19 protein-coding genes, 1 tRNA gene and 1 riboswitch are annotated in these 20121 nt (G+C 36.9%); of the genes, 13 read left to right on the forward strand and 7 right to left on the reverse strand.

Going from position 1 to position 20121, the window contains the following annotated elements; translation table 11 throughout:
• Positions 1 to 24: 24 nt before the first annotated feature.
• Positions 25 to 333 carry a rhodanese-like domain-containing protein gene (locus AC3QLY_RS12560; protein WP_075051765.1) on the forward strand — a complete coding sequence of 103 codons (309 nt, stop codon included), beginning with the start codon at positions 25 to 27 and terminating at the stop codon, positions 331 to 333.
• Positions 334 to 390: 57 nt separating this feature from the next.
• On the opposite strand, the gene AC3QLY_RS12565 is transcribed toward AC3QLY_RS12560, so the two are convergent.
• Positions 391 to 2775, reverse strand: coding sequence for a TonB-dependent receptor (locus AC3QLY_RS12565; protein ID WP_492989831.1), 2385 nt, complete (start codon positions 2773 to 2775; stop codon positions 391 to 393).
• A gap of 65 nt (positions 2776 to 2840) precedes the next feature.
• Positions 2841 to 2962, reverse strand: a riboswitch (TPP riboswitch).
• 108 nt (positions 2963 to 3070) lie between these two features.
• On the opposite strand from AC3QLY_RS12565, the gene AC3QLY_RS12570 reads away from it, so the two are divergent.
• The 5 genes from AC3QLY_RS12570 (at position 3071) to AC3QLY_RS12590 (ending at position 6473) form a co-directional block, all read left to right on the forward strand.
• Positions 3071 to 3796, forward strand: coding sequence for a head GIN domain-containing protein (locus AC3QLY_RS12570; protein WP_218331024.1), 726 nt, complete (start codon positions 3071 to 3073; stop codon positions 3794 to 3796).
• A gap of 57 nt (positions 3797 to 3853) precedes the next feature.
• Positions 3854 to 3925 (forward strand) — tRNA-Met (locus tag AC3QLY_RS12575).
• 58 nt (positions 3926 to 3983) lie between these two features.
• Positions 3984 to 4856 (forward strand): GTPase Era, encoded by an 873-nt coding sequence (gene era, locus AC3QLY_RS12580; RefSeq protein ID WP_218331025.1) that lies wholly within the window; start codon positions 3984 to 3986, stop codon positions 4854 to 4856.
• Positions 4857 to 4886: 30 nt separating this feature from the next.
• Positions 4887 to 6200, forward strand: coding sequence for a ribosome biogenesis GTPase Der (der, locus tag AC3QLY_RS12585; RefSeq protein ID WP_288071472.1), 1314 nt, complete (start codon positions 4887 to 4889; stop codon positions 6198 to 6200).
• An 87-nt stretch (positions 6201 to 6287) separates the two neighbouring features.
• The gene (locus tag AC3QLY_RS12590; protein WP_068241051.1) at positions 6288 to 6473 is read left to right on the forward strand and encodes a hypothetical protein; all 186 of its coding nucleotides are present in this window, start codon (positions 6288 to 6290) and stop codon (positions 6471 to 6473) included.
• A gap of 59 nt (positions 6474 to 6532) precedes the next feature.
• Here the strand turns inward: AC3QLY_RS12590 and AC3QLY_RS12595 are convergent, their stop codons facing one another.
• Positions 6533 to 7759 (reverse strand): 4-hydroxy-3-methylbut-2-enyl diphosphate reductase, encoded by a 1227-nt coding sequence (locus AC3QLY_RS12595; protein ID WP_218331027.1) that lies wholly within the window; start codon positions 7757 to 7759, stop codon positions 6533 to 6535.
• Positions 7760 to 8055: 296 nt separating this feature from the next.
• On the opposite strand from AC3QLY_RS12595, the gene AC3QLY_RS12600 reads away from it, so the two are divergent.
• A complete protein-coding gene (locus AC3QLY_RS12600) occupies positions 8056 to 9594 on the forward strand; it encodes a glycoside hydrolase family 28 protein (protein WP_218331028.1) in 1539 nt (512 codons plus the stop codon).
• Positions 9595 to 9596: 2 nt separating this feature from the next.
• Here the strand turns inward: AC3QLY_RS12600 and AC3QLY_RS12605 are convergent, their stop codons facing one another.
• Together AC3QLY_RS12605 and AC3QLY_RS12610 are read right to left on the reverse strand one after the other, a co-directional pair.
• Positions 9597 to 10073 carry a GAF domain-containing protein gene (locus AC3QLY_RS12605; RefSeq protein WP_075051818.1) on the reverse strand — a complete coding sequence of 159 codons (477 nt, stop codon included), beginning with the start codon at positions 10071 to 10073 and terminating at the stop codon, positions 9597 to 9599.
• Position 10074: 1 nt separating this feature from the next.
• Positions 10075 to 11616 carry a hypothetical protein gene (locus AC3QLY_RS12610; RefSeq protein ID WP_492989832.1) on the reverse strand — a complete coding sequence of 514 codons (1542 nt, stop codon included), beginning with the start codon at positions 11614 to 11616 and terminating at the stop codon, positions 10075 to 10077.
• Between the two features lie 206 nt (positions 11617 to 11822).
• Between AC3QLY_RS12610 and AC3QLY_RS12615 the strand changes: the two genes are divergently transcribed.
• Positions 11823 to 13721: an ABC-F family ATP-binding cassette domain-containing protein gene (locus AC3QLY_RS12615; RefSeq protein WP_075051819.1), complete on the forward strand. Its 1899-nt coding sequence runs from the start codon at positions 11823 to 11825 to the stop codon at positions 13719 to 13721.
• A gap of 58 nt (positions 13722 to 13779) precedes the next feature.
• On the opposite strand, the gene AC3QLY_RS12620 is transcribed toward AC3QLY_RS12615, so the two are convergent.
• Positions 13780 to 14031: an FKBP-type peptidyl-prolyl cis-trans isomerase gene (locus AC3QLY_RS12620; RefSeq protein ID WP_317196298.1), complete on the reverse strand. Its 252-nt coding sequence runs from the start codon at positions 14029 to 14031 to the stop codon at positions 13780 to 13782.
• A gap of 271 nt (positions 14032 to 14302) precedes the next feature.
• On the opposite strand from AC3QLY_RS12620, the gene AC3QLY_RS12625 reads away from it, so the two are divergent.
• The 3 genes from AC3QLY_RS12625 (at position 14303) to AC3QLY_RS12635 (ending at position 16361) form a co-directional block, all read left to right on the forward strand.
• The gene (locus AC3QLY_RS12625) at positions 14303 to 14947 is read left to right on the forward strand and encodes a potassium channel family protein (protein WP_218331029.1); all 645 of its coding nucleotides are present in this window, start codon (positions 14303 to 14305) and stop codon (positions 14945 to 14947) included.
• Positions 14948 to 15011: 64 nt separating this feature from the next.
• A complete protein-coding gene (locus tag AC3QLY_RS12630; RefSeq protein ID WP_218331030.1) occupies positions 15012 to 15314 on the forward strand; it encodes a cation:proton antiporter regulatory subunit in 303 nt (100 codons plus the stop codon).
• Between the two features lie 57 nt (positions 15315 to 15371).
• On the forward strand, positions 15372 to 16361 hold the full coding sequence (locus AC3QLY_RS12635; protein WP_287100630.1) for an aldo/keto reductase: 990 nt from the start codon (positions 15372 to 15374) through the stop codon (positions 16359 to 16361).
• 119 nt (positions 16362 to 16480) lie between these two features.
• On the opposite strand, the gene AC3QLY_RS12640 is transcribed toward AC3QLY_RS12635, so the two are convergent.
• A complete protein-coding gene (locus AC3QLY_RS12640; RefSeq protein WP_288071459.1) occupies positions 16481 to 17527 on the reverse strand; it encodes an NAD(P)-dependent alcohol dehydrogenase in 1047 nt (348 codons plus the stop codon).
• Between the two features lie 207 nt (positions 17528 to 17734).
• Here AC3QLY_RS12640 and AC3QLY_RS12645 point away from each other — a divergent pair, with 207 nt between their 5' ends.
• Positions 17735 to 18235, forward strand: a complete 501-nt coding sequence (locus tag AC3QLY_RS12645; protein ID WP_218331033.1) for a DUF4399 domain-containing protein — start codon at positions 17735 to 17737, stop codon at positions 18233 to 18235.
• Between the two features lie 74 nt (positions 18236 to 18309).
• Here AC3QLY_RS12645 and AC3QLY_RS12650 read toward each other — a convergent pair whose 3' ends face one another.
• On the reverse strand, positions 18310 to 19143 hold the full coding sequence (locus AC3QLY_RS12650) for a CvfB family protein (protein WP_228733173.1): 834 nt from the start codon (positions 19141 to 19143) through the stop codon (positions 18310 to 18312).
• Positions 19144 to 19291: 148 nt separating this feature from the next.
• Between AC3QLY_RS12650 and AC3QLY_RS12655 the strand changes: the two genes are divergently transcribed.
• Complete coding sequence (locus AC3QLY_RS12655) at positions 19292 to 20116, forward strand: IS982 family transposase (protein ID WP_075051507.1); 825 nt, start codon at positions 19292 to 19294, stop codon at positions 20114 to 20116.
• Positions 20117 to 20121 lie beyond the last annotated feature (5 nt).

A 20121-nucleotide genomic window follows, 5' to 3' on the forward strand; every position in this document is an offset into this window, starting at 1 on the left:
TATCATTCACTAATTTATAAAAATATGAAAGTACTTTCAGTAGATGACTTAAAAATGAAAATTGAAAATGGCGAACCGGTAAACCTGATAGATGTGCGGGAACCGCATGAAAATGCAGAATTTAATATTGGTGGAATTTTACTGCCTTTAGGCAAAGTGCAAACCATGCAAATTGAAGCGATTGAAGATTTAAAAGAGGAACCTATTATTGTGTACTGCAGAAGTGGCAACAGAAGCATGCAGGCTGCCATGATATTAGAGCAATTAGGTTTTAGTGATGTTACCAATTTAGCCGGTGGTATGCTGGCATGGGAAGATAAATTTGGCCGATAAAAAAGAGGTTAGCTTGATGAACCGGCTAACCTCCTTTGTTGAATTTGTGTACAATCTTTATAAAAAAATATTCACAGCCATCATAAAATTGGTGCCGGCCATGGGGAAATAATTATTATCGGTGTACAACTGATTGTTGCTGATGTAACTATAGGTATAACCGTTGGGCTGGTATAATTTATTGAATACATTATTCACCTGCAGAATAAAATTCCATTCCTTAAATACTACATTCTTTACACTATAACTGGTGCGAACGGTTTCAGTAAAAAAGCCGGGCAAACTTCTGTTTTCGGTTTGGGTATTATCCATATACTGTTTGCTTACATATTTGCTTAACAAACTAAGGGTAACATTTTTTGCAGGAATAATATTGATGGTAACACCACCAATATTATCGGGCGAAAAAGAAATATCTGTATTGTTGTGTTGCACGGCATTTTGTCCGCCGGTATCATAATTGTCTATATACTCGGTAAAGCTTTTTATTTTATTTCTGCTAAAACTAAAATTAGCTTGCGCATTTAGCCATTCATTAAATACATATGCACCTTGTAATTCAATTCCCATTCTGTAACTGTTCGGAACATTAATGCGGGTATAAGCACCTACATCGTTAATAATACCGGTTAACACCAATTGGTTTTTGTACAACATATAATACAGATTGGCGCTATAATTAAAACGGCTATTTTTTCTGGCAACGCCTAACTCAAAATCGTGTAGGGTTTCTGCTACGGGCTGATTTTGTAAACTGGCCTGAAAATCATCTCTGTTGGGTTCTTTATTACCCAAGGCATAACTGAAATAGGCCTGCCAACTATTGTGGCTGTAGGTAATACCTGCTTTCGGATTCACAAAGTGAAAAGTACGGTTTACATTTAAATTGCCATTGCCTTCAAAGCCCTGCATATTGTGGGTAACGGTACGGTATTGCACATCGGCAAAACTATACCAGTACTTTGCAAAATTGTGTTGCCATTTGGTATACACATTGATGTCGGTTTTTACTGCAGGATAATAATAATACTGATAGTTGGGCTCTGTTACACCATATTGTGCCCATATTACATTACCGAAATGGTTGCCTTCATACCGCGTCCATCCACCACCAATAGTGAGTTCATCTTTGGCGTTTTTGTATTGCAGTGAGGCAATTTGCCCGTAAAAATGGTTGCTTAACCAGCGGCGGCGAATTAAATCGGTTGAATCAAGCACCGTATTGCCCACGATAAATGGCGATAAACCATAATCACTAAAATTTTGCGCGGCTTTGTATTCTTCATAATAACCCCGGCCATAAGTCATGAATAAAGCTGTATTAAAATTCCAACGATTGTTGATTTCCTGATTCAGAAATAGCTGATAGTGGTCTTGCTGGTAATTGTCGGTTTCGTTGGCGTATGGTGCTCCGGGTTTTTCTGTTCCGGCGGGATTGTAGGTTCTGTCTTTTGCCAACAGGGTATCGGGTACGCCGTACCAGGCCTGATAAGTTTTTTCTTTTCCGGAGAAAATATTAAAACGAATGGAAGTTTTTTTGTTGATATAAGCGGTAGAAAGCGCAAATGATTGCAGCAGTGAGCTGGCACGGTCAATATACCCATCACTGCTGATTTTGCTCAAACGGGCATCAACGGTAAAATGTCCATTCAATAAACCACTACCCACTTTCAATGTATTTTTCCAGGAGTTGAAAGAGCCATAACTATTATTGACTTCAGCATAAGGCTTTTCATGAAATTCGTTGGTAGAAAGGTTGATGGTAGCGCCAAATGCACCAGTGCCGTTGGAGGAAGTACCTACGCCACGCTGAATTTGAATGCTATTGAGCGATGAAGCAAAATCAGGTAAATCCACCCAATAAGTACCCTGGCTTTCTGCATCATTATAAGGAATACCATTAAGGGTAACATTTATTCTCGTAGCATCTGTACCTCTGATGTGGATATCGGTATAGCCAATGCCATTGCCGGCATCTGAGTTTACAAACACAGAAGGGGTTTGGTTGAGGAGGAATGGAATATCCTGTCCCAGATTGGTTTTGGCAATTTCCTGTTCATTGATATTGGTAACTGCAAATGGTGCTTTACTGCCTGCGCGGATGGCCTTCACTTCTAAAGGCTGTAGGAATAATGGAATGTTGGTTAAAGTAATTTCTAACTTTTGTCCTTCCTGAGGTATTTGAATGGTACGCTTGTACACTTCAAATCCAATGCTGTTTACAACAACGGTAGTATTGCCGGTTATCAGGTTCATGAAAATAAAATGGCCATCATCACCGGTAATGGTGGTTCTGTTTTGCGTTGTAATAGCAGCGCCTGCAACGGGTTTTTTGGTTTGTGCATCTACTACTACACCCGAAAGAAAAGCATGTTTTTTTATCTGGCTAAAGCTGTTAACGTAACAAAGCAAAAATGCCAGCGTTCCCAAAAAGAATTTCATTTTTTTTTGATTAAATGGTTAAAAAATTTGGGAACAGGGAGCTGTGCTAATGGAGAGGCTGACTAAAATAAGCAGTACACCTTCCCTTCGCAGGAATTACCCTGTTCAGGTTCAACGGGTATTATCTCAGCCGGATGTTGTTGATGTGTTAACCCATCAAGGCAATCCAGCACCCCGGGGAAAATCTGCCGCAAAATTAATGCGTAAAAATTTAAAAAGGGTGTAACTTTTTTTGCAGTGCTGCGTTTCAATGTAAAAACTAACTTTTTTGTTTCATTTCTTTAAACAAATAACAATGAAAAAAATAATGTTGATGCTGGTAATCCTTCTGTCGCTTTCTTTTGTAAAAGGGCAGGAAGTTAAAAATTTGGTGTATGATGCCAATGCCGAAGTACGGAAGGTGGGCAATTTTTCCGGATTAGATGTTTCCGGTGCTGTTACGGTGTACCTTTCACAAGGTAATACCAATGCCGTTGCCATTAGTGCCGATGGGGGCGATAAAGCAAAAATTATCACTGAAGTAAAAAATGATGTATTGCACATTTATACGGAAAGTGGTTTTTGGAACAAATGGAATTGGAGCGATAAAAAAATTAAAGCTTATGTAACAGTTACTGATTTAAATAAAATTGTGCTTTCAGGGGCCAGCCAGTTGAATATTGTTGATCAATTAAAAGGAAATGCTTTAAAATTAAAAGCAACCGGTGCCAGTTATGTAAAAGGCAGTTTTAATGTAGCTGAATTATCCATTAACTTAAGCGGAGCATCTAATGCAACAATGAAAGGACAGGTAGGAACTTTAAATGTAGATGTTAGCGGCGCCAGTGTAATAAAAGGTTATGATTTAACCGTAGCCAACTGCGATGTATCTGCTTCCGGCGCATCGAATGTTCGTGTAAATGTAGAAAAAACTTTTACCCGATTAGAAGCCAGTGGTGCCAGCAGTATACGATATAAAGGCAACCCCGTTATTCAAAATATTCAGTCGAGCGGCGCATCTTCCATTAAAAAAGAAGACTAATGTTAAATTAGTTTTGGCAGTTCACCTTACTAACCTTAATTTTGCAACTTATTAAATCGCGAGGTAGAGCAGCGGTAGCTCGTCGGGCTCATAACCCGAAGGTCGGAGGTTCGATTCCCCCCCTCGCAACTAAAACTTTAAAAGCCTCAATTCGTGAGGCTTTTAGTTTTTAAACACAGTTATCATCATGAAAGCGGGATTTGTAGGTATTTTTGGAAAACCCAATGCAGGTAAAAGCACATTACTCAACGCCTTATTGGGCGAGAAGTTGGCTATTGTTTCTTCAAAAGTGCAAACCACACGCCATCGTATCAAAGGGTTTTTAAGCAAACCCGGCGAATATCAAATTGTATTTTCAGATACACCCGGCATCATTGAAGCCAAATACAAATTGCACGAAAAAATGATGGGTGCAGTGAAAAGTGCATTGGAAGATACGGATGTGGCAATTTTATTAGCAGATGTTACCGACGATTTGGAAAGTTGCGATGCCCTGTTTCAATCGCTGCATTTAAAAGTGCCCGTTATTGTGGTGTTGAATAAAAAAGATAAGGTGGGCAAAGAAGTGTTGCAAAATGCCATTCATTTCTTTGAATCAAAACCTTATGCTAAAAAAGTGTTGGCCATTGCAGCATTGCAGCAGCAAAAAACCGATGAACTGGTCAATTCAATCGTTGAATTTTTGCCCGAAGGAGAACCTTTTTATCCCGAAGATGAATTAAGTGATTTACCCACCCGTTTTTTTGTGAGTGAATTAATCCGGGAAAAAATTTATACTTTGTTTGAAGAGGAAATACCTTATCATGTGGCGGTACTGGTAAACGAGTTTAAAGAAAAAGAACACTTAATTAAAATACAGGCCGATATTATTGTAAACAGAGATACCCAGAAATCGATCATCATTGGGCATCAGGGTAATAAAATAAAAGAAATTGGAACTTTGGCCAGAAAAGATATAGAGGCCTTCTTAGGCGGGAAGGTATTTTTAGAATTATTTGTAAAAGTGCGGCCAAAATGGCGGGATAATGATTTGTTTTTGAAAGAATTTGGCTATCATTAAAAATTTAACCATCTGTAAAAAATGTGAATTATGGGCTATACAGTAGCAATTGTAGGCAGACCAAATGTGGGGAAAAGTACACTGTTTAACCGTTTATTAGAACAGCGCAAAGCTATTGTAGATGATATTAGCGGCGTAACCCGCGACCGGCAATATGGTATTTCTGAATGGGCCGGCAAAACCTTTAATGTAATTGATACCGGCGGTTTTGTGCCCGATTCGCAGGATGTATTTGAAAAAGAAATTCGTAAGCAGGTGCAAATTGCCATTCAGGAAGCCGATACTATTGTTTTTCTGGTAGATGTTGCCGTGGGCATTACCGATTTAGATGATGCCATGGCGCATTTGCTGCGGCAGGCAAAAAAACCAGTGTTTCTAACTGTGAATAAAGTTGATAATGGGCAGCGCGAATTAGAAGCCGCCGAATTTTATCGTCTGGGTTTTGATACCATTTATACCATCAGCAGTATCAGTGGAACGGGTACCGGCGAATTATTAGATGCCATTGTGGCCAATATACCTGAAGTGCTTGATGAAAAGGAAACAACAGAAAAAACAATTCCCAAATTAGCCATTATAGGGCAGCCGAATGTGGGTAAATCTTCATTACTGAATGCTTTGCTGGGTGAAGAAAGAACCATTGTAAGTGATGTTGCCGGAACCACCCGTGATACCATTCATACTCATTACAACTTATTCAATAAAGAATGTATACTAATTGATACCGCCGGTATTCGGAAAAAAAACAGCGAGAAAGACGATTTAGAATTTTATTCTGTAATCCGTGCCATTAAAGCCATGGATGAAGCCGATGTTTGTTTGATTGTAATTGATGCACAAAAAGGTATTACTGCTCAGGATGTATCGTTATTTAGTTTAGCTACCCGTAAAGGAAAAGGTGTAGTAGTAGTGGTTAATAAATGGGATTTGATGGAAAAAAACACTAATACTGCCCGTGATTATGAGAAAAAACTAAAAGAAAAAATTGCGCCATTTACCGATGTGCCCGTTTTGTTTATTTCAGCATTAGAAAAAACAAGGTTACTAAAAGTGCTGGAAGCCGGTATGGCGGTATTTGAAAGTAAGCAACAAAAAATTGCTACATCCAAACTAAATGAAGTAATGCTAAAAGCGGTTGAAGCTTACCATGCACCGGTAGTGCGGGGGCATACCGTAAAAATAAAGTATGTAACACAGTTGCCAACTCATGTGCCTTCTTTTGCTTTTTTTACTAATTTTCCGGATGATATTAAAATGCCGTACAAAAATTATCTGGAAAATCAGCTCCGTGCACACTTTAATTTTAAGGGAGTACCCATTAGAATTTTCTTTCGGAAAAAATAAATAACAAAAAATATCGTTAAATTTTGTGTATTTTAAGCGTGAAGCCTATATTTGCGCAAATTTTAAAATTTTAAAAAAACAAGTACAATGAAAAAATTATTAGCTCTTTTAGCAATCGCAGGTTTTGTAGCTTGCAACAGCGGTGAAAACAAAGAAGCAAAAGCAGATTCTACAGCAACAACTGCTCCTGCTATGGACACAACCATGAAACATGACAGCATGCCAGCTATGGATACTGCTAAAAAAGCAATGGACACTACTAAAAAAATGTAGTTCTTATCTTTTGCAGATATTGAAGAAACCCCCCGGATTCATTTCAGGAGGGTTTCTTGTTATTGAAAAGCAGTGCGAACTGCCTCCATTGTTTTGGCTCCTGGGAAAAATGATACCAGCCTTTCTATTACTGCTTCTACAATATTATCCGGACAACTTGCTCCGCTGGTAATTAAGATTTTAAGAGGTGTTTTGCCAGGTAAATAACCTGAAATGGTTTGGGTTGCTTTGGTTTGCCAGTTGCAATGCACTAAGTTTTGTGCATCTAATAATTTATTGGCACTATCAATAAAATAAGTAGGTAATTGCTGTTCGCACAATTCAACCAGGTGTGAAGTATTACTGCTTTTATAACCTCCTATAACAATAGCCAAATCGGCAGGAGTCCGCAACATACCTGTTACTGCAGTTTGGTTATCGTTGGTAGCATAACACAATGTATCTCTGGTATCAGCAAATCTTTGTTGCATGGTAGCATCGGTTAATTGATATTTTACAATCATTACATTTTTTAAATAATCGGCTATGGCCTGGGTATCGGTAGCTAATTGTGTGGTTTGATTTACTACGCCAATTTTCTGCAAATCCTTTTCCACATCAAAACCTTCAGAGAAATGCCCTTTGAATACTTCATAAAATTCTGCAGCGGGTCTGCTGCCGGTTATAAATTCTCCCAATATAATGGCTTCCCGCATATCACTAATAATTAATGTGGCTGTATTGGCAGCTGCATGCGAAAAAGTAGCCCTTGTTTCTTCATGCTTTGGTTTGCCGTGAATAATAATGGTATAACCTTTTTGTGCAATCTGTTCACTTCGGTTCCATACTTTTTCTACAAAAGGGCAGGTAGTATTGTATTGTGCTGTTTCAATTCCTTTTTCGTGTAATATTTTTTCAATGGCCAGCGTAGTACCAAAGGCCGGAATTAAAACAATATCATCCTGTTTTAATTCATCAAAAGGAATCAGTTGGTTGCCCAAATTATCTTGCAGAAATAAAACACCTTCTGCCTTTAAATCGGTATTTACCTGTGGGTTATGAATCATTTCACTCAATAAAAATATGCGCTTGCCTTTATGTATTTCAATGGTTTTAAAGGCAATTTCAATGGCATTTTCAACGCCATAGCAAAACCCGAAATGGCGTGCCAGGAATATTTGTATCGGTCCAAAATCTAATAGGGTGGGTGTAAAATCCTTTTTCAGTTTATCTGCATTTTTCCTGTAATTTTTAATATGGCTGATTAAATTACTTCTATAAAATACCGGAACATTAAATTGCTTCATGCTTTATTCATTATGGGTTAATGCAGGTAATGTTTTTTCAAAAGTTTCAAAATATTCTTTAGTTGCTAATTGCTACTCCTGCTACAAACTTGATTAAAATGGTATAACCATTTAACTGCTGTAAAGTAGTAATATCATCCATGCAAAGGTACAATGTTCGGCTGCAATTTATAAGCACCTGTGCATTTCGTTTTCGGGAACGTTTCCGTAAAATTTTTTCTGTTCATCTTCAATGCATAATAGATTTGACTAAATAGGAATAACCGATTGCTCAAAAATGATATACAAACTTATTTATGAAAAAAACAATTTCTTTTCATTCCTTCTCAATACAATACAGGTTGTTGTTGATGGTAGTAATCTGCAGTTTATCAGTAGTAACCCAAGTAGCTGCACAGGATAAAACCATGGATGATTATCATAAACTGGCACCCTTTGCCATGCCGGAAGTACAATTACCGGTTTTTTCTGAAAACAGCTACCGTATTACAGATTTTGGTGCCATTGGCAATGGTCAGGCTTTGAATACCAGTGCCATTCAGCAAGCCATTGAAGCCTGCAGCAATGCCGGTGGTGGAACCGTGGTATTTCCACCGGGTTTATGGCTTACCGGACCTATTACGTTAAAAAGCAATATTCAATTGCATATTTCAACCGGTGCAGTTGTTTTATTTACACCTGATAGAAACAGTTATCCTATTATACCAGCATCAAAAAATACCATCAAAAATTTTATCGTACAGCCACCTGTTTATGGTTATAAACTAAAAAATGTGGCCATTACCGGTGGGGGTGTATTAGATGGTTCAGGAGAAGCCTGGAGGCCGGTAAAAAAATCGAAAGTTTCTGAGATTCAATGGAAATATTTTTTATCGGCAGGTGGTGTATTGAGTAAAGATGGGCAAATTTGGTGGCCATCTGAAGCGGCAATGAATGGCGATAAATATTTAAAATCGATCCGGAAAAAAGAAGCGCTAACGGCGGATGATTTTTTGCCGGCACGTGATTTTCTCAGACCCAAAATGGTGGTATTAGTGGATTGTGATAAAGTATTGATAGATGGGCCTACTTTTAAAAACGCACCCAATTTTGTAATGAATCCGCAACATTGCACCAATCTGGTGATTAGAAATGTACAGGTGAATAATGAATACTGGGCACAAAATGGGGATGGTATTGATATTAGTTCCTGTAAAAATGTTATGATTTACAAATGCACTGTTACGGCAGGTGATGATGGTATTTGTATGAAATCGAGCGGCGAAAAAACACCCGGTGTGGCGGAGTTAGCCAATGTAATTATTGCAGATTGTATTGTATATCATGCACATGGTGGTTTTGTAATTGGCAGCAATACCGATGGTGGTATGCAAAACATTTTTGTAAACAATTGCAGCTTTATTGGCACTGATATGGGTGTAAGAGTAAAAAGTAATGCCGGCCGGGGCGGAACAGTAAAAGATATATATGTGCAGAATATTTATATGACTAATATAGTAAATGAGGCCATAGGGTTTGATACATATTATGAAGATATGCCTGCAGGAAAAGAAAAATCAACCTTACATGAACAACCCATGGATAAAGTGCCCAACTTTTCAAACTTTTATTTTCAGAACATTTATTGTAATGGTGCTGCCACAGCAATCAGTATTAAGGGAATGCCTGATGCATTGATTCGGCAATTACATTTTAAAGATATGGTCATAGCAGCCAAATCAGGCTTTGCCTGCGAAAATGCAACAGACCTGTTTTTGGAAAATGTACACATTATTACCGGTAAACAACCTGTTTTTGAAACCAATGGTTGTAAAAATATTCAAATAACAGAATAGGTTCAAGTAAGCGGTATTAACTGCACAATTTGTTCCAGATACAACCTGTCTGTTTCATCGAATTGTGAAACAGTTTTTGCATCTGCATCCAACACACCCATAACAGCACCTTTATGCAAGATTGGAACTACAATTTCTGATTGTGATAAACTACTGCAGGCAATATGTCCCGGAAAAGCATTTACATCCGAAACAACAATGGTGGCTGCCTGTTGCCAGCTGGTGCCACAAACGCCACGGCCTTTGCGTATGCGTGTACAGGCAATGGGCCCCTGAAAAGGCCCTAAAACCAGTTCATCATTTTTTACCAGATAAAACCCCACCCATAACCAGTTAAATTGTTCTTTTAACATGGCAGCTATATTGGCTAAATTGGCAATTAAATCAGTTTCTCCCTCAATAATGGCTGCTATTTGTGGTAGCAAAGTATTGTATTGTTCTGTTTTACTTCCTGTTGCTTTTATAAAATTTTCTGCCATATTATGGTATTGAATCTTTTTGAACGAATGGTTTATTTAATGGAATGCATTTGTAAATAATTCCATCTGAAAATGTATGCATCGGTATGCATTGTTTTACTTTATTCATTTCATTATGTTCTATCAAATCAGGGTTGTCGCCACTATTCAGCCAAATAACATACAAAGCATTAGTTTGTAAAAACACATTGAGTTCATTTTCGTGGGTTAGTTCGGGTAAGGTTTTTACTTTTTTTCCGGTAAAATAATAAATGGCAGCATAGTCATTACTGTATAAAGGAATGGTAGCAGTATCTGTAAATGGAGAAGTTTTTAAAAAATGCAATATATCAGATGATTGCCAGTAATCTTCCGCATAACCTCCAATACCCGCTTCATGATTGTTTTTTAAAGTAGTATAGCCATTCTTTAAATTGCCTATGAAAGCAAATAAGGCCAGTAATCCGGCCAGAATCATGGTTGTTCTGGATGATTTTTTGGGGGCATTGATCATTTGAGGAATTCCGGCACCAATGATTAAAAAAAATGGAATGGCAACTGGGGCCAACAAGCGATTATTGATATCATCATAATTAGAAAATGTAGAAGAAAGAATAATAAACAACACATATATCAGAAGAAAAGCTTCAGCAATGACAGTAAAACCTATTTCCTTTTTTTGATGAACGATGGCTGTATACAAATAAATTCCTGTGATGATGATTAATAAAATACCCAACAACAACGCAAAAAGCATGGATGGATGATTAGAGCCCAGCCATCCTGCCAGTACATTGCCATATAGCTGTATGTTTTCAATAAAGCCTGTATCTGCCGGTAATCGTTTACCGGTTAAATATCCCGACTGTAGTATGTTCGATAACAAATTAATACACAAAAAACTACTGCTGATGCATCCAAACAAAATGGTATGCATCCATCTTTTTGTCCAGTTGGAATGTGTTGCAAACAGCAACAAAAAGCAACCTGTTGCAATTAAGGTAATACCTGCATAACGCGTAATGGCGGCAAAACCGGCAATAACAGCAGCAAATAATAAATTTTTAAAATCAGCGTGATGCATATAACGCTGTTGTACTACAATAAACAACATTACCAGAAAAATAAACAGTGTTTCAGACCAAAGCATGGTATACACCTCCAAAAGTGCAGGGTTGGTTATCAGCAACAGCAGTATAACATTTTTGTATATACGATTTTTCATCCTTGCATTTTCTAAAATATACCCTGCTATATAAATATTACCGGCAAATAAAATAGCGGTGAGGTAGGGAGCAACCACAACAATATCCTGCTGTGTTAGCAACATTATCAAATGTAAAAAATAAGGAAAGGCAACCGGAAACATGGTAAGCGGTTTGCCATCAAACTGCAGAAAGCCATTGCCCAACGTAAGATTTCTGGCTACGCTGGTATACATAATTGAGTCGGGCGAAATACCAATGCCACCATGTTGCGTTAGTAACAATACAAAGTAAAATGCCAGTGCTGCAGCAATACAAGTGTCAATATGTTGTTTCAAAAATTGAACAATAAGTTTCAATGCTTTGTTTTTTGGGGTTATAACGCTGTAAAATAATGGTATATGATTATTTCGCAAAAATAAACAGATACTTGCAATCATTCATCTATGTTCATTTCACTGAGAACATGCGCTCATTTCATTAAAGCGGAATATATTGTTGAAAGATGTTGGCGTATTGTGCTGAACCTTGCGGTTTAACCTGTATCAGGCAGTATATTTGCAGCATGCATTATGTTTCTGTAGAAGGACTTACAAAGAGTTATGGGATCAATCCCTTGTTTAAAAATATTTCATTTCACATTAATGAAGGAGATAAAATAGCATTGATTGCCAGAAATGGAGTAGGCAAGTCAACCTTACTGCGTATTTTAAATGGGGATGAAACAGCTGATTCCGGCACCATTTTTATACACAAAGATGTTACCGTAGCATTGTTTGAGCAGGAACCCAAATTTGAAGAACATTTAACGGTATTGGAAAATATATTCTCATCTGATCATCCCGTTATGAATGTAATCAGGGCTTATGAAGCTGCGGCTGATAAAGAAGATGGAGAGACAATGGCCGAATTGTTCGAAAAAATGGATACTTATCAGGCATGGGATTTTGAAGTGAAGGTAAAACAGATTTTAACCAAATTAAACATTCATCATTTAGAACAACCGGTTAGTGCATTGAGTGGCGGGCAAAGAAAAAGAGTAGCCCTGGCAAAAACTTTAATTAACATAGGTTTTAATCATCAACATACTTTGTTAATGATGGATGAACCTACCAACCATTTGGATGTTGAAATGATTGAGTGGCTCGAAAATTATTTAAGTCAGCAGAATGTTACCTTATTATTGGTTACCCACGACCGCTATTTTTTAGATACCGTTACCGAAGAAATTTGGGAATTGGAACGTGAAAATATGTATGTGTATAAAGGTAATTATGAAAACTATCTGGAACGAAAAGCGGCACGTATTGAAAGTGAATTAGCCAGTATTGACAAAGCAAAAAATCAATACCGGAAAGAATTGGAATGGATGCGTAAGCAACCAAAAGCACGCACCACCAAAAGCAAAAGCAGGCAGGATAATTTTTATGAAGTAGAAGCCAAAGCCAAACAAAGAATAGAAGATGCCCAATTGCAATTAAACGTAAAAATGAGCAGGCTGGGAGGTAAGATTGTTGAAATGAAAAAAGTATACAAAAGCTATGGAAATCTTAATGTATTAAAAGGGTTTGATTATACATTTTCAAAAGGGGAGCGTATTGGTATTGTAGGAAAAAATGGGGTAGGAAAAAGTACATTTTTAAATGTGTTGCAACAAATTGAACCAACCGATAGTGGTAAAATCAATATAGGCGATACGGTGTTATTTGGAAATTTTTCACAAGCCGGATTAGTGATTAAAGAAAATATGCGGGTAATTGAATATGTAAAAACTTTTGCAGAAAGCTTCCCCTTGGCCAATGGTGGCTCTATTAGCGCTGCGCAGTTTTTAGAATTGTTTCTTTTTACTCCTGATAAACAATATACTTATTTGCAATCGTTGAGTGGTGGTGAAAAAAAACGCCTGCAGTTATTAATTGTGCTTTTTCAAAATCCTAATTTTTTAATTTTAGATGAACCTACCAATGATTTAGATTTACCAACATTGGCCGTTCTGGAGCAGTTTTTAAGCGAATACCAAGGTTGTGTGTTAATTGTAAGTCACGATCGCTATTTTATGGATCGGTTGGTAGATCATTTATTTATTTTTGAAGGAGATGGCGTTATACGCGATTTTCCTGGAAATTACACCCAATACCGTATCTGGCTAAAAGATCAGGAAAAGAAAACACTGAATATGGTGAGCCCATTGTCTGAAACAAAGGAAGAAAAAGGCGGAAAAAATAAAACAGAAAGCACAACTGAAGAAAAAAAGAAATTTAGCTTCAAAGAGAAACGTGAGTTTGAATTGTTAGAACAAGAAATTGTTGCACTGGAAGAACAGAAAAATGAACTCACCACCAAAATGAGTAGCGGTAATTTAGATTTTGACGCTTTACAACAATTGAGTCAGCAAATGATTGAAATAACCAACATGCTTTCATTGAAAGAAAACCGCTGGCTTGAATTAAGTGAAAAAATGTAGCAGTAAAAATTAATTGATATGAATTAACTCCACTTCAAAAATAAGGATGCTGTTGGGATCAATGGCAGCACTTACCTGGCCTGTCGCCATAGCCTAAATGTGGCGGTATAAACAATCTCCATATACTTCCTGTGGGCATTAATTGCAAAGCTTCGGTCCATCTTTTTATAACCCTGTTTAATGGAAAACTGGCTGGCGTACCTCGTTGCACACTGCTGTCAAAAACAGTTCCATCAATCAGCTTTCCATGGTAATGGCAGGTTACTGTATCCGTAGCTAATGGCTTTTCTCTATTCCCGGCAATTAGAATTTCATACTGAAGCCCATCCGGAAGTGTAACTACATTATTTCTTTTGGCATTTTCTACAAGAAATTGAAGTACCGGCTGCTAAATTTTCAGTTGCTTTTTTCGATTTCCATTGAAATAATTTATCAGAAAGGCTCACTTTTTTTTTGTTACAAACTTAACCGTAAACAATGTAAACCATTTACTTGTGTAGAAATAAACTTAATTTTATTGTCTGAAAAGTATTGTGGTAATGGCTTGCAATTGCTGCTGAGTTCTAAAAAATCATATTATATTGAAACGTATACATCCTTTAGTTATTTGGGCGGGCATCATCATTATCATCCTTACCATTGGCGTTTTAGGATTTATGCTGGTTGAGCACTGGTCGTTTTTAGATGCGTTGTATATGACCATCATTACCATTACTTCCGTTGGCTATCAGGAAATTAAACCACTATCTGATAATGTAAAAATATTTAATATTATTTTTATCATTGGTTCTTTTTCAACTTTTACCTATGCGTTGGCCAGTTTAACCCGCTATATTATTAGTGGTGAAATGCAATTGTATTTTAAAAGCAAAAAAATTATGAGCAGTTTAGATAACCTTCGCAATCATGTAATTGTATGTGGTTTTGGCCGAAATGGTCAGAAGGCAGCCATTACGTTAATGGACCAACAAATTCCATTTGTAGTAATTGAACCGGAAGAACGCAATACCAGGGAGTTTATCATTGAGTATTCTAATTTCATTTTTATTATTGGTGATGTTACGGAAGATGCTTTGTTAAAAAAAGCAGGAATTGAACAGGCAGTTAGTTTAATCACTACTTTACTCGATGATGCGGATAATGTTTTTATTGTTTTATCAGCCTATTCTTTAAATAGTCATTTACAAATAATCAGTAGGGCATCTTTTAATTCTGCAGTAGCTTAACTATTAACTAAAAAAAGCTGGTGCCAAAAATGTAATTATGCCCAATAAAATTGGTGGTTAACACATGGCTACCATTGTATCAAAACCCGATGTAGTTGCATTTATTGATTATTTAACGGGCCATGAAGATGAAAGTATGAATATAGAATCGGTAGGGTATGAGCAATTACCTGCAGCCATTCGTAATAGCACTTTACAACAAATTATGGATTGGCAAAAAACAGGTGTGAATTGTATTGGTATCAAACAAAAAAATGGAAGGTTTTTGATCAATCCGCCGGAAAATACTGTTATTTCAGACGGTATGAAATTAATTATTTTAGGCTCTAAGCAACAAATTCATAAAATGAAATTGAATCTTGGTTAAATAGGCTGAGCCGATTTTGAGGGATGAAATTGAATTATTCATTTTAAATATTCATTTATGAAACAAAAAAAATTAGGCAGCCAGGGAATTCTGGCATCTGAATTGGGTTTGGGATGTATGGGTATGAGTGAATTTTATGGCCGGGCAGATGACAACGAAAACATAAAAGTGTTGCATCATGCATTGGAAATTGGTGTCAATTTTTGGGATACCGCCGATATGTACGGTCCGTACACCAATGAAATTTTGGTTGGAAAAGCACTAAAAGGTCATCGTTCTGCGGTAACACTGGCAACAAAATTTGGTATTGTACGTAGTGGTGCCGATCACCAAACACGAGCATTAAACGGTACACCTGCGTACGTAAAACAAGCCTGTGAAGCCAGCTTAAAGAGATTAAATACCGATGTAATTGATTTGTATTATTTACACCGTCGCGATCCGAAAACGCCTATTGAAGATACGGTTGGTGCCATGGCCGAATTGGTAAAAGAAGGTAAAATTAGGGGTATTGGTTTAAGTGAAGTATCTGTTGAAACTTTACATAAAGCCCATGCCGTTCATCCTATTACTGCCGTTCAGAGTGAATATTCATTATGGTCAAGAGAACCTGAGGAAGGTATGTTAGCTGCATGCAGCTCAATGGGTATTGCATTTGTACCATACAGCCCCTTAGGCAGAGGATTTTTAACAGGGCAGTTTAAAAAGTTTGAAGATTTTGCGCTGGATGATTATCGTAGATTTTCACCGCGTTTTCAGGGAGAAAATTTTACCAGAAACTTGCAATTGGTTGAAAAAATTGCAGAATTGGCAAAACAGAAAAATTGTACACCTGCTCAATTGGCACTAGCTTGGGTGATGGCACAAGGCGATTATATTTTTCCCATTCCCGGTACCAAAAAAATAAAGTATTTGGATGAAAACATTGGTGCTTTAGCGGTGCAGCTTACTAAAGATGACTTGGCGGCAATTGATGCTGTGTTTCCTAAAAATGCAGCAGCTGGTACAAGGTATCCGGAGAGTATGATGGGTACTTTGAACGGGTAAAATTTCGTATTGCTTTTGTTCAATTCATTGCTTTCTGCAATCATTGTATTGCAATATTTTTATAAAATAAAAAAGCCTGTTTGCTTTTGGCAACAGGCTTTTGTTTGGTTGAGCTTTACTTATTTTTTTAAGGAAGCAATATCAATTACAAAACGATAGCGTACATCGCTCTTTAACACTCTTTCATATGCTTCATTTACATAATCAATATTAATTACTTCAACATCTGATACAATATTGTGTTCACCACAAAAGTCTAGCATTTCCTGCGTTTCTTTAATACCACCAATTAATGAACCAATGATACTTCTTCTTTTGGCAATTAAGTTAAAAGCAGGTACTTGAGATGGAGTAGGGGGAACGCCCACTACAATCATAGTTCCATTTGTTCTTAAAAGTGGCAGGTAAGTATTGTAGTCATGCGGAGCAGAAACGGTATTTAAAATAAAATCGAAGGTGTTTTCTAATTGCTGCATGGTTGCTTTGTCGGATGTTAATGCAAAATGGTGTGCACCCAAACGTTCAGCATCTGCTTTTTTTGAGGGTGATGAACTGAGCATGGTTACTTCAGCTCCGAAAGCAACAGCAAATTTTACAGCCATGTGTCCAAGTCCACCTAAGCCTAAAACGGCTACTTTGTCGCCTTTTTTAACGCCAACATGGCGTAAAGGTGAATAGGTGGTAATACCGGCGCATAATAGTGGTGCTACACCTACTAATGGTAAATTGGCAGGTATTTTTAAAGTGTATTGTTCATCTACAACAATTTGAGTAGAATAGCCGCCATAAGTAGGTTTACCTTCTTTGTCCAGTGAATTGTAAGTGCCAATCATACCTGTATCGCAATATTGTTCTAATCCATCTAAGCAATTTTGGCAGGTACGGCAGGAGTCTACAAAACATCCTACACCGGCTAAATCACCAACTTTAAAGTTTTTAACATGATTGCCTACATGCGTAATTCTACCTACAATTTCGTGTCCGGGTACCATGGGGTAAATTGAGTTACCCCATTCATTTCGTACCTGATGAATATCGGAGTGGCAAACACCACAATACAATATTTCAATTTGTACATCATGTGGGCCGGGTGTTCTTCTTTCTAACTGAAAAGGTGTTAAAGGGGTTGTTGCTGCCTGTGCGGCATAAGCTTTTGTTGCTGTCATATTCATGAATTGATTTGTTACAGAAAAGAAACAAAAGTAACGCATAATGGTTTAAAAAAGGTGCAGAACTGTTAAAGTGGAAAACAAGTCTAATTGTTTTTTAATGAAAATTATAAGTACTTATCCGTGATACTTGCTAACTTTATTCACTTCAAACAAAGCATATCATGCTAAATTATGCATTTACCAACTTAAAAAATAATACATATGCGTAAGTTTTTATTTGTTTCGGCGGCAGCAATGATTGTTTTTACTGCCTGTAATTCCGGCTCAGAATCGGCCGCTTCTAAAGATTCAATGGCTGCAAAAGCAACAGATACTGCTGCTAAAATGGAAGAAGCCATACCTCCTGTGCCTGCTATCCCTGCAGGAGCAAAAGTGTTTTTTAAAAATTTAAAAGATGGGCAATCGGTAACTTCACCACTTAAAATTGAAATGGGTGCTGAAGGTATTAGTGTAGATTCATCAGGCCATGTGGTTGCCAATTCAGGGCACCATCATTTGTTAATTGATAGTGGAGATTCTATTCCAATAGGTGTAGTGGTTCCAAAAGATAGTCTGCATTTGCATTTTGGGAATGCACAAAAAGAAACCACCATTCAGTTAGCACCTGGTAAACACCGTTTGGCTTTACAGTTTGCAGATGGTATTCATCGTTCTTATGGAAGTAAATTATCTGCTGCCATTACGGTGAATGTTAAAAAATAAATGATATTTTTTTGGGTACTAAAAAAGCCTCACTGCAATGTGGGGCTTTTTTGTAAGTAGGTATTTGGATAAGGTTAACCAATTAATTCAATGCCATTTTCGGTTAAGGTAATTTTCTTTTTTTTGTATAATGTGCCTACTACCATTTTAAAAGTTTTTTTACTCATTCCAAATACCTTATAAATTTCTTCAGGTGCTGATTTATCGTGGTACGGTAAGAAGCCTTTGTTTTGTTGAAGCAAATGCAGAATGTGTTCACTTTCATCGGCAACTTTTTGAAATCCGGGTTTGCCTAATGCCACATCAATTTTATTATCGGGTAATATGTTTTTGATATAGCCTTCATATATTTTACCAATCACCAAATCTTTAAACACTTCATTATCATGCAGCAAGCCAACGTGTTGCTGATTGATGATCATGCTATATCCAAGATCTGTTTTGCGATAAGCCATTAGTTGCACCATTTCTTTTTCTGAAACAGTTAATATTTCATTACTTAAAAAATGGTCTATTTTTTCAGATGCTGCAATTCTATTACTCTGCTGGTCAATATAAATTTTAACCAAATAAGTATCACCAGTTCGCATTCCCATTATTTGTTGCGATTTTGCAACAAATAAATCTTTCATTAAACCCCAATCTAAAAAAGCTCCGGCGCCTGTTGCACTTACACATTTTAATAAAACAATATCGCCAACAATTCCTTTTGGATCCTGGGTGGTGGCAATGAGTCTGTTGTCTGAATCGTGGTAAACAAATACTTTTAAACTGTCTCCAATTTTTAGTTCCGGTGGTGCAAAGCGCTTCGGTAATAAAATACCTTCTCCACCATCATCCATATAAAAACCAAAGTCCACTTTTCTGCTAACGGTAAGGGTATTGTATTTTCCAAGTTCTATCATCATTGCTGTAGAATTAATCGGTGAAAATAACAAAGCTTTTTTAATATAACATATAAAACTGAAAGCAGTTATTAATTAACCCAAGTTTCCTAAAATAGAAGCATTTGAAATAGGAATAATTTTGAGTTGCGAAAACAAAACTTCTACTCAAATGCTTCAGGACAAAGTTATTGGAATTTACTGTTTAGTGGATGATATATTGAAAGGCATCCATCATCATGAACACAAGGAACGAAAAGTTAGTGATAGCGAGATCATAAGCACGGCAATAGTGTCAGCTCTTTATTTTAAAGGAAACCAGTTTCATGCTATTAATTATATGCGCACACATGCTATGATACCTGGTATGATTGGCAAGAGTGGTTTTAACAAACGGTTGCATAAGGTTGCCTCGCTGTTGATGTGGTTGTTTTTACACATTGGCAGAATGTTCAAATATTTGTGTGCAGAGTTGGAATATATCATTGATTCGTTTCCATTAAAAGTCTGCCATAACATACGTATTAACAGGAGCAAATTATTAACAGGAGAACAGTGGAGAGGCTTCAATGCCAGTAAAAGGGAATATTTTTATGGGGTAAAGGTACAGTTGATTACAACCAAAAATGGTATACCGGTTGAAATTTGTTTTTCACCTGGTAGCGAACATGATGTAGAAGCCTTGCAGAAAATGTTTATGGATCTGCCGCCAGAGAGCTCTTTATTTGGAGACAGTGCCTATACAGCATATGAATTAGAAGAATTATATAAAGAAACTGAGCTGATAGAGTTAAAAATATGCAGAAAATCAAACAGTAAAAAACCAGATAAACCTTATCATGCTTTTATTAAAAATGCAATGAGAAAACGTATAGAAACCACTATTAGTGAAATTGTAGAAATGACACCCCATTCTATTCACGCAGTCACTAAAGATGGATTCTTACTTAAAATATTACTATTCGTTTTAGCTTTTCAAGTAAAAGCAATCGTTTAAAATAG

This window comes from Hydrotalea sp. GW822-HT8A01 (assembly GCF_058798575.1).

Coding starts and splice junctions, on each gene's coding strand:
- AC3QLY_RS12600 (WP_218331028.1), top strand. CDS start 8,056: ATGAAAAAAACAATTTCTTTTCATTCCTTCTCAATACAATACAGGTTG.
- AC3QLY_RS12640 (WP_288071459.1), bottom strand. CDS start 17,527: ATGACAGCAACAAAAGCTTATGCCGCACAGGCAGCAACAACCCCTTTA.
- AC3QLY_RS12635 (WP_287100630.1), top strand. CDS start 15,372: ATGAAACAAAAAAAATTAGGCAGCCAGGGAATTCTGGCATCTGAATTG.
- AC3QLY_RS12565 (WP_492989831.1), bottom strand. CDS start 2,775: ATGAAATTCTTTTTGGGAACGCTGGCATTTTTGCTTTGTTACGTTAAC.
- AC3QLY_RS12560 (WP_075051765.1), top strand. CDS start 25: ATGAAAGTACTTTCAGTAGATGACTTAAAAATGAAAATTGAAAATGGC.
- der (WP_288071472.1), top strand. CDS start 4,887: ATGGGCTATACAGTAGCAATTGTAGGCAGACCAAATGTGGGGAAAAGT.
- AC3QLY_RS12650 (WP_228733173.1), bottom strand. CDS start 19,143: ATGATGATAGAACTTGGAAAATACAATACCCTTACCGTTAGCAGAAAA.
- AC3QLY_RS12630 (WP_218331030.1), top strand. CDS start 15,012: ATGGCTACCATTGTATCAAAACCCGATGTAGTTGCATTTATTGATTAT.
- AC3QLY_RS12605 (WP_075051818.1), bottom strand. CDS start 10,073: ATGGCAGAAAATTTTATAAAAGCAACAGGAAGTAAAACAGAACAATAC.
- AC3QLY_RS12590 (WP_068241051.1), top strand. CDS start 6,288: ATGAAAAAATTATTAGCTCTTTTAGCAATCGCAGGTTTTGTAGCTTGC.
- AC3QLY_RS12615 (WP_075051819.1), top strand. CDS start 11,823: ATGCATTATGTTTCTGTAGAAGGACTTACAAAGAGTTATGGGATCAAT.
- AC3QLY_RS12595 (WP_218331027.1), bottom strand. CDS start 7,759: ATGAAGCAATTTAATGTTCCGGTATTTTATAGAAGTAATTTAATCAGC.
- era (WP_218331025.1), top strand. CDS start 3,984: ATGAAAGCGGGATTTGTAGGTATTTTTGGAAAACCCAATGCAGGTAAA.
- AC3QLY_RS12645 (WP_218331033.1), top strand. CDS start 17,735: ATGCGTAAGTTTTTATTTGTTTCGGCGGCAGCAATGATTGTTTTTACT.
- AC3QLY_RS12655 (WP_075051507.1), top strand. CDS start 19,292: ATGCTTCAGGACAAAGTTATTGGAATTTACTGTTTAGTGGATGATATA.
- AC3QLY_RS12570 (WP_218331024.1), top strand. CDS start 3,071: ATGAAAAAAATAATGTTGATGCTGGTAATCCTTCTGTCGCTTTCTTTT.